General features: G+C 37.6%; 13 protein-coding genes. 4 read left to right on the forward strand and 9 right to left on the reverse strand.

The features are described from left to right. Positions 1 to 2: 2 nt before the first annotated feature. From ND855_RS16540 to ND855_RS16550, 3 genes are read right to left on the reverse strand one after another with little or no spacing between them, the layout of a single operon-like run. The gene (locus ND855_RS16540; RefSeq protein WP_265359231.1) at positions 3 to 1259 is read right to left on the reverse strand and encodes a dicarboxylate/amino acid:cation symporter; all 1257 of its coding nucleotides are present in this window, start codon (positions 1257 to 1259) and stop codon (positions 3 to 5) included. Positions 1260 to 1298: 39 nt separating this feature from the next. Further along, entirely contained in the window at positions 1299 to 4142 is a 2844-nt protein-coding gene (locus ND855_RS16545; RefSeq protein ID WP_265359426.1) for a DEAD/DEAH box helicase, read from the reverse strand. Then, a complete protein-coding gene (locus tag ND855_RS16550; protein WP_265359232.1) occupies positions 4142 to 4852 on the reverse strand; it encodes a 7-carboxy-7-deazaguanine synthase QueE in 711 nt (236 codons plus the stop codon). The genes ND855_RS16545 and ND855_RS16550 overlap by 1 nt, the downstream gene beginning before the upstream one ends. A gap of 75 nt (positions 4853 to 4927) precedes the next feature. On the opposite strand from ND855_RS16550, the gene ND855_RS16555 reads away from it, so the two are divergent. After that, positions 4928 to 6574, forward strand: a complete 1647-nt coding sequence (locus ND855_RS16555; protein WP_265359233.1) for a VWA domain-containing protein — start codon at positions 4928 to 4930, stop codon at positions 6572 to 6574. A 5-nt stretch (positions 6575 to 6579) separates the two neighbouring features. On the opposite strand, the gene ND855_RS16560 is transcribed toward ND855_RS16555, so the two are convergent. Together ND855_RS16560 and ND855_RS16565 are read right to left on the reverse strand one after the other, a co-directional pair. Then, positions 6580 to 6801 carry a transcriptional coactivator p15/PC4 family protein gene (locus ND855_RS16560; RefSeq protein ID WP_100716083.1) on the reverse strand — a complete coding sequence of 74 codons (222 nt, stop codon included), beginning with the start codon at positions 6799 to 6801 and terminating at the stop codon, positions 6580 to 6582. Position 6802: 1 nt separating this feature from the next. Further along, entirely contained in the window at positions 6803 to 7726 is a 924-nt protein-coding gene (locus ND855_RS16565) for an FAD-binding oxidoreductase (protein ID WP_265359234.1), read from the reverse strand. A 187-nt stretch (positions 7727 to 7913) separates the two neighbouring features. On the opposite strand from ND855_RS16565, the gene ND855_RS16570 reads away from it, so the two are divergent. Together ND855_RS16570 and ND855_RS16575 are read left to right on the forward strand one after the other, a co-directional pair. Continuing rightward, positions 7914 to 8135, forward strand: coding sequence for a hypothetical protein (locus ND855_RS16570; protein ID WP_265359235.1), 222 nt, complete (start codon positions 7914 to 7916; stop codon positions 8133 to 8135). A 14-nt stretch (positions 8136 to 8149) separates the two neighbouring features. After that, positions 8150 to 8674, forward strand: coding sequence for a DUF3015 domain-containing protein (locus tag ND855_RS16575; RefSeq protein ID WP_265359236.1), 525 nt, complete (start codon positions 8150 to 8152; stop codon positions 8672 to 8674). Here ND855_RS16575 and ND855_RS16580 read toward each other — a convergent pair. The 4 genes from ND855_RS16580 to ND855_RS16595 form a co-directional block, all read right to left on the reverse strand. Beyond that, positions 8671 to 9315, reverse strand: a complete 645-nt coding sequence (locus ND855_RS16580) for a hypothetical protein (RefSeq protein ID WP_265359237.1) — start codon at positions 9313 to 9315, stop codon at positions 8671 to 8673. The genes ND855_RS16575 and ND855_RS16580 overlap by 4 nt on opposite strands. Next, a complete protein-coding gene (locus ND855_RS16585; protein WP_265359238.1) occupies positions 9290 to 11464 on the reverse strand; it encodes a TonB-dependent receptor plug domain-containing protein in 2175 nt (724 codons plus the stop codon). The genes ND855_RS16580 and ND855_RS16585 overlap by 26 nt, the downstream gene beginning before the upstream one ends. Further along, positions 11464 to 12057: an HmuY family protein gene (locus tag ND855_RS16590; RefSeq protein ID WP_265359239.1), complete on the reverse strand. Its 594-nt coding sequence runs from the start codon at positions 12055 to 12057 to the stop codon at positions 11464 to 11466. The genes ND855_RS16585 and ND855_RS16590 overlap by 1 nt, the downstream gene beginning before the upstream one ends. 68 nt (positions 12058 to 12125) lie before the next feature. After that, positions 12126 to 12668, reverse strand: coding sequence for an LIC20153 family lipoprotein (locus ND855_RS16595; RefSeq protein ID WP_265359240.1), 543 nt, complete (start codon positions 12666 to 12668; stop codon positions 12126 to 12128). A 238-nt stretch (positions 12669 to 12906) separates the two neighbouring features. Here ND855_RS16595 and ND855_RS16600 point away from each other — a divergent pair, with 238 nt between their 5' ends. Further along, positions 12907 to 15363: a sensor domain-containing protein gene (locus ND855_RS16600; RefSeq protein ID WP_265359241.1), complete on the forward strand. Its 2457-nt coding sequence runs from the start codon at positions 12907 to 12909 to the stop codon at positions 15361 to 15363. Positions 15364 to 15375 lie beyond the last annotated feature (12 nt).

Consider the following 15375-nt stretch of genomic DNA (forward strand, 5'->3'; position numbering starts at 1 on the left):
AATTATTTTTCTTCCTTCCAGATATGGTCCATGATATAAGCGCAAGAGAGATCGCCGGTCAGATTTACTGAAGTTCTACACATATCCAAAAAGCGGTCAACACCAAAAAGAATTGTGATACCTTCTATGGGTATATGGAAGGTGTAAAGGATGGATGATAGAATTACGAGGCCGACTCCAGGAGTGGCTGCTGTTCCGATGGAAGCTGCTGTCACTGTTCCAACTAACAAAAACAAATCTATTGAACTTAATTCAATTTGGTACACCTGACTTAAAAACACAGTAGCCACTGCTTGGTATAGGGCTGTTCCATCCATATTGATTGTGGCTCCTAATGGTAAAACAAAATCCGCTACTGTTTCTTTTAGTTTTAACTTCTCTTTTGCGACTTTGAGTGAATAGGGCAAAACAGAACTGGAACTCGATGTGGAAAAACCCAAAATTGGGATCTCACGAATTAAGTAAAAAAAATGGATTGGGTTTTGTTTTGTAAAAACGAACACCATCAATCCATAAAATAACAAAATCAATACTAGTCCAACTAACACAGTCAAAATGTAAGTGATCAACCCCATCACTAGCGAAAAACCAATTTGAACCATAGCATAACTCATCAGACCCAATACAGCGAGTGGGGCAAGTTTCATTGCCAAAGAAACCACCCAGAGGCAAAAACTTTCTAAGGAATGACAAAATGCTTTGAGGGCTGTTCCAGATTCTTTGGATGTTAGAAAAAAAATACCTAACATCATTCCCAAAAAAACGATCGATAACATTTGTTGTTTCGACCAAACATTAATTATGTTTTTCGGGATGATATTTGTTATGATCTCAGGAATCGATTTTTCCTTTTCTTTGGACACATTGATTGAGAGGGAATCTGTCATTGATTGATTTCCAACTTTGTTTTGGATTTGATTCCCAGGTTTGGAAACCATCGTGAGAGAAATTCCAATGCTTACAGAAATAATTGTTGTGAAGATAAAGTAAATTAAGGTTTTACTTCCTAAATTCCAAAGGTCTTTGAGATTTTTTAAACTAGATACTCCTAATGCAATGGAGACGATCACAAGTGGAATCATGATCATTTGTAAAAGGTTTAAAAATAAATCACCTGGTAGTTTCAGCCACGGTAAATAGGGATTTATCGATTCTTTTGAAACGATTCCTGATTCAGGATTTAAACTAATTCCTAAAGTTAAACCTAACACTAGAGAGATGAGAATTTGTTTCCAAAAGGCAATTTTGGGAAGTGACATTCCCAAATTTTTACCTTTTGAAATTCTATGTAAATGAATTTAAATGCAGATATACGTTTGGAAGAGTTGGATCCTGTGGAAAATTTTCGCTCCATTTTTAATTTTACGCATTTCTACAGTATATTCATCCTTTGCCCTTTGGATTTCCTTCATTGTTTTATGAAGTACTGCTTTTTTTTCAGGTCGGTTGTCCCATTTGTAAGCAGCCTCTTGGCGCATTAATTTTTCTTCCAATTGTCGAATGGTTTTTTGGTGGGAGAGTTCCACTTTGTATTCTTCTTTTTGGAAAATGGAGAGTGTTTCTTTTCGTAAGATTTCTTTTTTGTTTTCTGCTTCTGATTCTACAATGGGATAACATTGAATGAATGCTTCTTCAAGTTTCGAAAGGGCAATTTCCCTTTCAGGTACGTAAGTTTTGCCCTCCATCCATTCCTTGGGTTTGTCTGTGAGCACAATTGATCTCTTTTTCTTTAAATCGTATTCAATGAAAAATAAATCCTTTCGTTTGAGTGAAAAATCAAACTCAACTTGGAAGACAAAAAGGATTTTTTGACTTAGATCTTTTGAGAATAAGTATTTTTTCTTTCGACCGACATCACTGTGGGTTAGAAGTTCTGTTACTTTCTCCACAAATGGATGACCAAATGCCATAAATTCTAATGAATCGTTTGTAAGTGCCAAATCAGAATCAAAAGTTGCTTTTTTAACTTTTCCTTCTAAATTTTTATACTCATAAGCGCCTTTGCTAACGGCCGTTAATGAACCAGGGAGTTGGTTTTGGAAAAATTTAGATCCTTCGGAAACCACTTCTTCCAAGTGGCTATTGTTCCATTCTCTTTCTTCAAGAGTGTGATCATAATAATCTTTTAAATTAAAATCCAATACCTTCGGTGTTACAAGGGCATTCAGTTTTTCAAAACCTTTCTGAGCAACCTGAATACGAAGATCAAATTCGGTTTCCAATTCTTCTTTGGTTTTGGTTCCAGTGATAAATTTCATCAAACTAGAGTTAAAGTCTAACTCCTCTTCGATTGTACCGAGTAAATCATCAGATGCACCAATGGATTCTTCAAACAAACGGATTTTGTTAGTTAATACTTCTAAAATTCGTTCCGCTACTGTATCTTTGGAAGCGAAGTTAAAGATATACACATTGTCTTTCTGTCCAAAACGATGAATCCTACCGATCCTTTGTTCAATTTTTAAGGGACTCCATGGTAGATCGTAGTTGAAAAGAATGTTTGCAAATTGTAAATTACGACCCTCTCCACCAGCTTCTGTACAAATTAAAATTTCGTAATCTTCTTTGAATTTTTGGATCGCAACTTCTTTTTCATCCATACTCAGTGAACCATGAAAAGGAGAAACTTTAAAGTCTGGTTCCAATACCGATTGTAAATGGTCTTGTGTGGTACGAAATTGTGTGAAGATGATAAACTTTTTATGACCTTCTTTTTTCAATCGATAGAGAGTTTCTCTGAGTTTCTGAGTTTTTTTATCTTCCTTGATCTGTTTGCCTAAATGGATCAGACGATTGAGTGTGAATAATTCACGTTTGATCCTTTGGAAACTAGACATCTCTTCGTCTTCTAGTTCTGTTATAAAATCTTCAACACCTTCCGTTTCATCTAAATCCCAATCATCTAGGTTTGTTTCGTGTTCCTTCATGTAATGGAATTTGGATTCCAACATAAATTTTCGTTTTTGGAGAGCAGAAAGTAAGGCAATGACAGATGAATCGAGCAATTTTTGGAAAACCACCATTACAAATCCAATGGCACGGTTTTTAGTTCCCATCGCCATATTGTATTCACGTTTTACATACTCAGTGGTTTCATCATAGAACGCACGTTCAATGGGGGATAAATCGATTCGAACCGTTTTGGCAAATCGTTTGGTAAATCCACCCACTTCTACTTTTCGACGGCGGAGTAATACTTTGGAGATTTTTTCCTTTAGGTCACCTTTTTGTCCAACAACATAATCGTTGATAAACGTGTGATAAGGTCCCAAAATATTTGGATCTACTAAATGCATGAGATAAAATAACTCTTCTAATTTTCCACGAAATGGTGTGGCAGTGAGAAGGAGTAAACATTCAGTCTTACGTGCTATTTTTTCAGCAAAAAGATACCCACGTGTGATCTTTGAATAATCTCGGCGGAGCCTATGTGCTTCATCGAACACAACAATGTCCCATTTAGTTGCCAAAATTTCTTCTGCATACCTTGGGTTTTTGATAAAGTCGATGGAAGTGATGATTTTATTAAAATTTTTCCAATGATCAGGGCCGTTTGTCACAAAATTACGGCGACGAACGATAGCAAATTCTTCGTTGAATTTGTTTTTCATCTCTTGTTGCCATTGGACAAGTAGAGGTGATGGAGCTACAACTAACACACGTTTCAATCCGCGCCGAAACATCAATTCTTTGACAGCAAGGCCTGCTTCAATGGTTTTCCCAAGGCCAACTTCATCAGCTAAAATGAAACGAGGTTTTAAACTATTGGCGACGATAAAAGTGGATTCGATTTGGTGAGGGAGTAAACGAGTTCTAGAATTTGATAGTGATGAAAGTTTATTAAAATTATAAGTAAGTTTGAGTTGGCTTGCGGTAAGAGCTAAATCCATCGCTTTGGGAAATTCTTCCCATACTCGAAGAGATTCAGGGTATTGGTTTAAAAAATGTAAATTACGATTGGATTTAGTGACAGTTCTAAATAATTCTTTGGATTCAAAGAATAATTCTACTGAGGTGGCAGTTTCTTTTGTAACTTTTGCGAGACCTAACTCTGGTTCGTCGATTAAAAACCCGTACTCTTTCGATTGTTTTGGTTCAACCGTTGTTTCAAAATCTAAACTTAATTGAGTAGGGATATCCATCAAACTCCTTTCTGATTTCCCCAAAGCACTTTATGAATCTGAAGCGACAAACGACACTTAGGTGGGTTGTCTATTTTTATCCATTCAACAAGTTCTTTGGCATCCACTTCACCGTGGACTGGCGAATACAATATATTTGTCTGTATTTTTTGTTCGCGAATGACTTCGGTACTTCTCTCAAAGTCGATTCTATCTCGCACAACGAACTTAATTTCGTCAAGTGAATTATGTCTCTTTTCTAGGATCTTGAAATTTTCTGAATCCATACGATTTTCCATCCCGGAACCAGGTAATTTATAATCCATGGTGAATATAAAAAATGGATCGAGAGTGATTTTTTCACTACCATTGGTTTCCACACGTGAAGCTGGATAAGGTTTTCCATTTTGTGTACGGTATGTAAAAATATGTTCTGCAATGGAAATGGATAAATCTCGGTTTTGGCCTTCTAAAGGTTCACCACCGGTGAGTAAAATTTGGAATCCATGGTCTTTGTCGAATTGTTCGATTTCTTCCATGATGGAAACAAATGGTTTTGATTCTCCTTGGTTTGGTCCAAGAGCATAGGGAGTGTCACACCACAAGGTCCTTGATTCTGTTTTACCACAACGTAAACTACACCCAGCAAACCTTACAAAAACAGTAGGGATTCCTTGGGAGATTCCTTCCCCTGAAATGGATGAATAAATTTCATGAATTTTTCCGTACATGGTCGTTTCCCTTCCTGTCAGTTTCTTTGAAATTGTTCTTGCGAAAACATTAATTCGGAATTTGCTTTTGAGGTTATGTTTTTAGAAGCAAAATTGGAATACCCAATCATCCTAGAGAGAGAAATCCAAGAAAACCATCTCTTGTTAAGATTTCGAACTCCTGCCAATCCAAAGGTAGAAGATCGAAAACCTCTCGTGATTGGGCTTGCCATTGATAAAAGTTGGTCAATGAAAGGAGAAAAAATGGAAGCAGTGATTGATGCTTCTTGTGCTCTTGTCAATTGGTTAACGAGACATGATGCTGTTTCCATAGTAGCTTACTCTTCTGATGTTCAACTGATCCAACCAGTCACTCACCTAACAGAAAAAGTTTCTGTCACTGATAAAATTCGAAACATTCAGGTGGCAACATCTACCAATTTAAGTGGTGGATGGTTATCTGCACTTAAGAGTCTTACTCAAACCAAAATTCCCAATGCATACAAACGTGTATTACTATTAACAGATGGAAATCCTACATCAGGACTAAAAGAAAAGGAAGCTCTTGTAGGTATTGCTAGTGATCATTTAGCAATGGGAATCTCTACCACAACGATTGGTGTGGGGAATGATTTTAACGAAGAAATGTTGGTGGAAATAGCAAAGGCAGGTGGGGGTAATTTTCATTACATCGACAATCCAGAAAATGCATCCGATATCTTTTTTGAAGAATTTGGTGACATTGGAGCTTTGTATGCACAAGCAATTGATGTAGAACTCCAACTAGCACCAGGTGTTCGTTTGAAACAGGTATTGTCAGAAACAACCCACCAAGTCTTTGAAGAATTTGATGAATTTATAGGAGATGCCAAAACCATTTCTCGTCAAAAAATCAATCTACAGTTAGGTGATTTGAGAGCCGATGATCTTCGGAATTTAGTATTACGATTAGAGATTGATGATCGTGTTCATAAAACAGATACTCCCTTTTGCGAGGTGAATGTTTCTTATTACAATTTATTGAAACAAAATCATTTAGAGAACGTAAAAGAATCCTATTCGTTTGAAAGAGGAAAAACCAGAGGGAAACAAGACCCAGATGTGCTTGTTGAAATTTTAATTGCCAATGCAACTTTAGGTATCAAAGAAATCACAGAGTTTGTAAAACGAGAACAAATTGAAGATGCCAAAACGATGTTATTTGGCTTAATCCAAGACATCAGAAATAATCTTCATTTTGCACCGAATGCATTGGGTTCATTACTCAATAGATTATTAGTATTGGAATCCAAAATGGCAACCAAGTCTGATGATTTACATAAACATTTATTTATGAATTCACAATTTTTATCAAAAGGAACTGATAAAATTGATTTAAAAGATGTAGTGGTTCATGACCAAATTTTTGAATACCAGACAATCGGTGATATTGATTTGTATAAATGTCCTGAGATCAAACAACTGATGGAACAAAAAATTGCAGAAGGTTTCCGTTATATGATATTTGATTTTTCCAGAACGTCTCACATCGATTCTTCCGCAATCGGTATGGTAATTCAAATTGTGGGATGGTTACGGAGGAGAGGTGGAGAACTTGTTGTCACAAACATTCGTGACTCAGTGAAAAAAATCTTTGAGATTACGAGGTTGTACAATCACATCCGAGTAGCAGAAAATTTGCCCTCTGCAAAAGAAATTTTACAGAGGATCGTTTATGCGAATGAAGGGGATCAAATCATTTGAATTGGTTAGGCTAACCAGCGTTCGGCTTCCTCAATTGCTTCTTTTAATTCACTGACAAGAGTAGGTGCAATGGCGATCCCTTTCTGGGTTGGTTTTAATTCTCCATTGGGATCTGTATACCAAACTCGAATGTTAAAAAAAGTTTGTCCTTTGTATTCGGAAATCTCAACTCGGATGACTTCCCCTCTTCCCTTGTCAATGTCTCGGATGATTCCTGTTTTTGCCATGTTAGTACGTCTCTACAAATAATTGTTCTTTTTCTTCTAGGTCTTTTTTGAATGCTTCGTAAGTGAGCTCAGTTCCGCATGCAGACATGATTTCCTGAATCACTCCCTTCTCCATTCCCTTAGGACCGCCACAAATATAAAACTTACCGTTTCCATTCACAGCATTTTTAATGGCTTCGGCATTTTCTTTTGCACGGTGGGTGATGTACATCTTTCCACCATCAAAACTGTTTTTTTCTTCGCGGCTGATTGCCGTAACAAAATGAAACCTAGAGTGTTCTTTTGCTTTTTCCTCAAAATAATCGCGAAGGACAATTTCATCGGAATAAGGTGCTCCGTAAATGAGCCAAAGTTGGCCTTGGAATTGGATTAGTTTTTGGACGAGTAACTCTTCCACCATTCCAAAAAAAGGACTGATCCCTGTTCCTGTTGCAAAAAAGAAAATATCACCGTTAAAATCCGTCTGTGGTAAAAGGAATTTTTTCCCTGCAGGACCAGTCATCGTTATGACGTCTCCAGGTTTTAAGTCACAGATATAATTGGAACAAACCCCTTTATGGACAAGATTTCCGTTTTCATCATATACATTGTCACGTTTGACGATGAATTCGATATTGTCCTTGGTTTGGCCAAAACTATAGGATGGAGACGCAATGGAATAAAGCCGCACCGTATAACTGGCATCAGCTAAGCCTTTTGCCTGTTTTTCTGGATCAAGCCCAGGAGGGATGATCCCAGCACTTTGCCCAATCATATACGGGTACACAGAATGGTCGATGGCAACTGTGATGCGGTGGACTGCGGCCTCTCCTTCCTTGGATTGGCGTTTTCCTTTGCCGAGTTCGGGAGTCAAACGGGTGTTTGCTAAGACTTGGGCTTGGATGGGATTGGATTTTTTGAATAAATTAATCTGAGGGGTAAGCAAAGTCGTCCTCGTAACAGGTGGTTTTACGTCAAGTTTGGCAAGGTTGGGGTTCGGGAAAAGGAGAACTTGGATCTTTCATTTTTCGTCCGAAGAATTATGTCTCTTCCTTGACTCAAAATTTGGATTTTTTAAACTTTAGTCATTCCGGCTCTCCCGCCGATCCTTAAACCAAAGGGAAATCATTTGCATGAGATCGACAGAAGTACAAGAAAAGAAGTCCTATCCATTTCCTAACTCCGTCCTTCACCAAAAATTGGAGAGTTTTACCAATACAATGCTCCAATCTCTGCAAACAGAATCCAAAACCGAAACCACTTGGGCTGTGATTTCTATGACAGGAGAGGTTTTGGTTCGAGGTTCCGAGCACCCTCATATCGACCAAAGTTCCGATTCCCTATTTACATTTTAAACTAGGAGTTTTTTATGCATCACTTTCGGGGCAGGACATTTTTTTTTCTCCACATAACATTTATTAGTTTAATATTATTTTTTAACAATCATCCAATGTATGCAGAATCTTATGGAATGGCGGGATGTGGACTTGGTTCCATGGTTCCTGTTTGGAAAAATGACATTGGGCAAGTTCTAGCTGCGACAACGAATGTCAGTTTTTCATCTCAAACCTTTGGAATTACTTCAGGCACATCCAATTGTACAACAGATGGTATTGTGAAACAAGAAATGGCACAGGAAGTATTCATTGCTTATAATGAAAGTGCATTAGAGTTAGATTCAACAAAAGGGAGTGGTGAAAGGATTAGAGCTATGGCGACTCTTCTTGGTTGTCCAACTCATGCAAATGAATTGGGTAAATTAATGAAAGAAAATCATTCGTATTTATTTAGTAAGACAGATTTGGAAAATCAATATCGATCGAAGGAAATTTTAACTCGTCTTAAAACTCAAATTGCATCGCATTCCAATTTAAAATTAGTTTGTATGCACTAGTCACGTATCACTCGGGAAATTTCCGAATTATAACGATACGCAGCATCTGATTGGCTTAAAAATCCATAAGCACCTAATTCAAATAAAAAAGAAGCTGTGATTCCGTAACCTCCATCTGGAACAGAGTCACATCCTTTTTTACCGGCAGGGTGGATTTTCCAATCGCGAGTATTCAGATAAGGAAAATCATCAGGGCAAACTACATGGCTATAATTTTTACCATCTGCATGCCTTGCTTCATGTAATAAAACAAGTACTCGATCCAATCGATTGAGACTAAAAAACCCCCTCCCTAAAAGAATTTCTCCGTCTTGGTACATGGCTACATAATCCCCAGTGGAACCAAATGTATATTTTTTGCTGCGTGATTGGATCCAACGGGAAAGTTTTTTGCCCGAAAAAGGAAATTTAAAAAACGATTCGAACTGACTGTGTCGGTTGTAAGTGGTTTTATCGATTTTGATTCGTTTGGGTTCTAATGTTTCTAAATAGGCAAACGTTTCTTTTAGAATTTTGTTCTGTTTTGCATTTAACTTCGATTCATCGGAAAATAAAGGTTTGATCGAGAAAATAAATAGAAAAATGCCTAAGGGTAAAAGGAAAAGCGAACTGAATTTAGAATGTAGCTTGGAGTCCGCCATAGTAAAACCTTGGACGAATAGGATTGTAAGTAAGCTCGTATTGGTCCAAAACATTGTCTACTCCGAAAAATAGCGACATCCTCCCTTCAAAAAATTTTTTCTCCATTCGTACGTTCAGAAGAGTGAACGCTTTTCCATACACCACTTTGTTGTTATCTTCAACACTTTTTGTTTGTTGGTCAATGAGAGCTGTACTTGTCCCTGCCGTAAAATCGTTTGTTGTACTATAAAACGGACGTTTATCAAGCCGTTTGGCACGTAGAGCGAATTCCCAACCACCTGGAGCATTCACAAAAAAATTCATAGTACCTTGGTGGAGAGCTCGGCCTTCTAAAGGCCTATCCGTTGTTAGGTCCCTTGTATCAGTTTGGTTATATCCAAGTTCTAATGCAAAATACTTTAAAAAACGAACACGTGAGCCTGCTTCCACACCTCTTGTATATGCACGTTGTACGTTCTTAAGTTGGAAGGTGGCAAATTCACTTGTACGAGTTCCAAAACTATATTGGATTAGGTCGGTGATATCATTTCGAAACACACTGAGAGAGAGTGTCCAAAATTTGTATGGAGTGTATTCGATATCCGCATTCACTGTGGTTGATTTTTCAGGTCGGAGTTTGTCATTTCCTTCGACGGTATAACCAACACCAGGGTTTTCAAAACGTAAGTACAATTCACGAAAGGAAGGTGGTCGAAATCCTTTTCCATAACTGGCTCGAAATACAAGATTACTTGTGATATCTACTTTTGTTGCAATTTTAGGAGTGGTTTGGCCACCAAATTGCGAATCCACATCATGTCTCACTCCAGGAACCAACCGCCAAACAAAACCTTGGCGCCAAACTACCCATTCATCTTGGATAAAAGCAGCACGTCTTGTTCGGTATGCATTCCTTCGTTCCAGTCGATCTGTTTGTAATTCTTCGGAAAACGATTCAAAACCAGCTGTGATCATATGATCTTTGTGAACTTCATGATCAATTTGTGCGACACCTTGCGAAGAAAATTCATTGGTTATTTCTTTTACATCGAGCTCATTTGAATTTCGTTGGTCCAATTTGTAATGGTTTTCCCAACGAGAAAAATTACCTCGCAGTGAAACCATATTTCTTTTTCCATATGTGTATTCAAGAGCGCCTAATGCTAGGAAGTCGTTTGTCATATTGGTACGGTCAAACACACCACCAGTAGCACGAGAATCTACACCAGCTTGGTTACGATTTAAATAATTTATTCCAGTTTTTACTTTGAATTGCCCATCCGGATTAAATGTCATGTTCCCACCGAGACTATTGTCTTGGAAAGAGTTTCCAGTGGTTGCAGGAGTTCTTGGATCTAAGTCGTATGCTGCGGATTGATTGAACCCACCAAAAAAATTAGTCGCTACAAAATCATTTTTGAAACCAACATCGGCAATCATGTTCTTTTCGCCTTGGGATCCAAAATTCATTTGTCGGCCATTTCCATAAGAAGTACGGAATTGGTAATGTTCTGGTTTTTCTGCTTGTTTGGTGATTATATTGATCACACCCCCAATGGCATCGGCACCGTATAAAGAAGAAGAACTACCCTTTACAATTTCAATCCGTTCGATATTTTGCACTTTAAATCGAGTCAAATCGATTGTGTTGTTGAGTCGCCCTGCAACCCGTTGTCCATCCACTAAAAATAATACATACTTCGAATCAAGGCCCAACATTTGAACTTGTGATCCGCCGAAAAATGGAGTTACATTGATTCCAAGTTGGGTATCTAACACCTCACCTAGGTTACGCGCACCTGTTTGTTCAATTCGTTTGCGGGAAATTACTTCTGTGGCAACAGCAGAGTCTTTGAGCCGACGTTCTCCACGGGAACCAGTGACAACAATTCCGTTTTTATTATCTAACTCTTTAAATCGATCCTCTTCTGTGTTATCTTCTGGTTTTGTTTCAAAAGTTCCTGTTTGAGTTTTTTCCTGCCCCTGTTCTTGTCCTGGGTTGGATTTTGGTTCTACGGGAGGATTCGGTTGTGGATTTGGTGCTGTAGTTTCTGTGTTAGGTGTAGGTTTTGTTGTTTTTCCATTTGTGCGAGTTTGTGCATGGAGTTCCCCTAAAAAGAGTAAAAACAAACATATTATTGGGAATAAGAATTGTAAATTTGTTATCATTAAGGAAGTTTTTTCCAACGGATGGTAGGATACCCAGAAGTTCCTGCATCACTATAATAATTTTCAATATGTACGGCGTAAATTGCCGCTCCTGTACCAGAACGGATCAGAAAGATATCAGTTTTTGGCGATAAAAAACCAATCGTATAATTATACCATTCAGTCACGAGTGGATTGCCTATGTAAACTGCACCGGCTCCACCAATCCCTTGTGTCGTTGTGGAGATGTCTGTTGTGAAATTTGTACAACCTTGAGAAGTGGCAGAAGTGGAACTAGCGATTCCAAAATCAGTTGTATTACTTTTACATCCACCACCTAGTCCAAACCGATTTGTGTCGCCTGAATTTGTAGCCACCTTATAACGATTAAATGCAATATCCCATGTGAGTTTGTCTTTGTCTGAAAAAGGAATTTGTTTATTCGCTTCAAATTGGAAATAAATATAAAAATCTAAATTGGTTGCGTTAAACCTTGTTGTATAACTCCCATCCCCATTGGAACGGGAAAAAACAATTTTATCCAATGCATTGGGATTCCCAGCATTCACAATGCTCGTGATTAAATTATTCACAAGCAAATCTTGGTCTGTCAAGGCAGCCTTCTGCCTTGCGCATGACGCAAATAGAATTAGAATCCCAAAAACAATGTACTTCAAAGTGTTTATAGGTTAGTTACAGTATAGGATAAATTTGCAGTTTGTCCTCTGGAAGGAATTGCATAGATGAATATGTAATAATCTCCCGCAGTATTAAACGTGATCGTACCTGAGTTACTCAATAGATAAGAATTGGTAAATTCAGTAGAAGAGGAGATACTAGTCGTAAAACCTGATGTCGTTGAAGTCGTTAAAGGACAAGAGGATGATTGGTATACGATTAGGAAGGCACTTCCACCTGAAAATGCGACTGCAGTTGTGTTTTTCGCAGTGAGTTTTAAAGCTGCGTTTTTATGCGCTACAACTGGTACAGTTCCAGTTTGAGAAATTGTCCCAGACCCATTTGCAGTAATGGATGTCGTAAATGTGTTGATACTTGCTCTTGGAGGGGCATTGACTGTACAGTCTCCTGCTGAGCTAAAGATCGCAGCAAGTGCCGCAACAGTCACTGTATCTTGGTTATCTTCTTTTTTTTCACACTGGAAGGTGAGTCCACCTAAGAGAGCCAGTAGAAGTAATGTTTTAAACTTTGTAGCTAAGAAATTCATGAGAACCTCGGTCTTTTTTATCCAAACTTCCGTACTGTTATTGAGAATCAATTTCATTTTATAGGGAATGATCTTTTTTTCGAACCATGACAGTACTGTGACAGAAAGAGTCTATTTTCCTTATGATTGGTCATACAATACTCATACATAAAGGATCGATGACTCTCATGTCGCATACGCGTATGGTTAAAAAAATCTATTGTAAGGAAAAGGATTTTTCGTCTACTATGCCTAGGTCATGTCACTGAAACAGATCACAATCTATATTGAAGAATCTGATCATAACTTCTACAATCGGCTGTTACGTGACATAACGAACATTGAAACTTGTCATGTACATAGTTTCCCATCGATCTTAAAAATCAAACCTGGCTCTATCCAAGAATCAGCTGTGTTTTTATTTTGGAATGATTCCAATGCAATGGAAAAACAAAAATTTATTTTTGAACATTTTCCTGAATCTCCTTATATCATTTTATCGCCTAACATTCTTTCACCAGAAGAACTATCCCAAGTTGCACACCCTACATTTTTACATTTAGCGGAACCTACATATTCAGTAGGAAACTTGGATTTGGTATTAAACTTCGCAGAACGCTTGATAGAAGATATGAACCGATCGATTGCCTATGATAAAATTCGCGAAAAGGTTGTGGTTTTAGAAAATGTCTTTGAAGAGTCTTTGGACATTCTAATGCAAATTGATCCAACTACCAAACAAATCATCAATGCAAACAAACAAGCAGTTGTTGTATTGGAATATACACTAGATGAAATTATTGGCAAAGAATTTTCATACTTTATGCCACCGGTTGAAGTTGATGAAGATGCAGAGTTTGAAGGAAACTTAATCGAAAGTGCTGCACTCAGAACAAAATCAGGTAGATTGATCCCAACAGAGTCTTCTTTCCGGTTGTTTCCAGTGAATGGTAAGATGGCGATATGGGCTACGTTCCGAGATATCACGGAACGGAAACGATCACAAGAACAAGTCAAAAACCAAAAAGCATTTTATGAATTTATTTTGGATAATTTGGACTCTGACATTGCAGTGCTAAATTCAAATTTTGAATATGAATATACAAACCCAGTATTTTTATCCAATAAAGAAATTCGCAAATGGTTATTCAAAAAAACAGATGTTGACCTTGCTGAAAAATTAGATTTACCTCCAGAGTTTTATGAACGTAGGAAAAAATTCTTAGAAGTTGCAGCGAAAGAAAATGAAATCGTTGAATTCGAAGAACTCATCCAAGATCATAATGATAAAGTTACTTATCTCTTAAGAAAGTACATTCCTATTGACGATTCCGAAACCAAACAAAAACGATTTATTAGTTTTGGTGTAGATATTACGGAACGTAAATTATCGGAAGAAAGAATTACCTACCTAGCTTATTATGATGCATTAACAGGACTTTCAAATCGTACTCTATTTATTGATCATGCGAACCAAGCACTCAAAAATCATAAATCAACAGAAACCTTACTCGCGTTTTACTTTTTTGATATCGATAATTTTAAATTCATCAATGATAGTTTGGGTCATACCAAAGGTGATATTTTATTACAAATGGTAGGAGCAAGACTCAAACGAGTGATGACAGAAGTGGATACCGTTGCTCGTTTTGGTGGAGATGAATTTGCAATTCTGAAAGTTGATGTTCCAAATAAAAGTGCGGCTGCTGAGTTTGCGCAAAAAATTTTAGATATCTTAAGCCAACCATTTCATATCATGGGAAGAGATTTATTCACGACTGTCAGTATGGGAATTGCTCTTTCACCTAATGACGGTGTAACATCTGCCGAGTTACTAAAAAATTCTGACATGGCCATGTACAAAGCAAAAGAATTAGGCAGAAATAATTATAAATTTTATACAAACGAACTCATTTTACGATCCGAAAAACGTTTGTACATTGAAAACTCACTTCGAAAGGCCATCCAAAACGAAGAGTTAATTTTATTTTTCCAACCTAAAATCTCTACGATTACCAACCAAGTTTGCGGAGCTGAGGCGCTCATCCGATGGAAACATCCAGAAAGGGGTTGGGTTCCACCAATTGAATTCATTCCCGTTGCAGAAGACTCGGGTATCATCGAGCGGATCGGGGATTGGGTTTTAGAAGAAGCTTGTCGTTTGAAAAAAACTTGGTGCGAAATGAATTTACCAAGTTTTCCACTCAGTATCAATGTGAGTGGTAAACAGCTAGCGCGTGCTAATTGGTCTCACCGAGTACAGGCAACGATTTTACAATATGGAATCAATCCGGAAGAAATTGAGTTAGAACTCACTGAAAGTTCAATCATGGAAAATCCAGAAAAAAGCATCGAAGCATTTGAGTATTTATCCGAACTCGGGATCAAAGTTTCAATTGATGATTTTGGAACTGGTTATAGTTCCTTGAGTTATCTCAAAAAAATCAACGCGGATGTGATCAAAATTGATCGATCCTTTGTTGTTGATTTAGAACTCAATGAAGATGATCGCGCTATTTGTAAGGCAATCATCAATATGGCACATTCTCTAGGTCTAGAAGTAATTGCAGAAGGTGTTGAGAACCCTGCTCAAAGGGATTTGTTACATGACTTGGGTTGTCATATGATCCAGGGGTATTTATACAGCAAACCACTACCTGAGCCAGAATTTGTTGCGTTTGTACAAAAATTTAACGAATCCGCGAAAACAAAATAGCCGAAATTTGGA

This window comes from Leptospira paudalimensis (assembly GCF_026151345.1).
GTDB classification, from domain to species: Bacteria; Spirochaetota; Leptospiria; order Leptospirales; family Leptospiraceae; genus Leptospira_A; species Leptospira_A paudalimensis.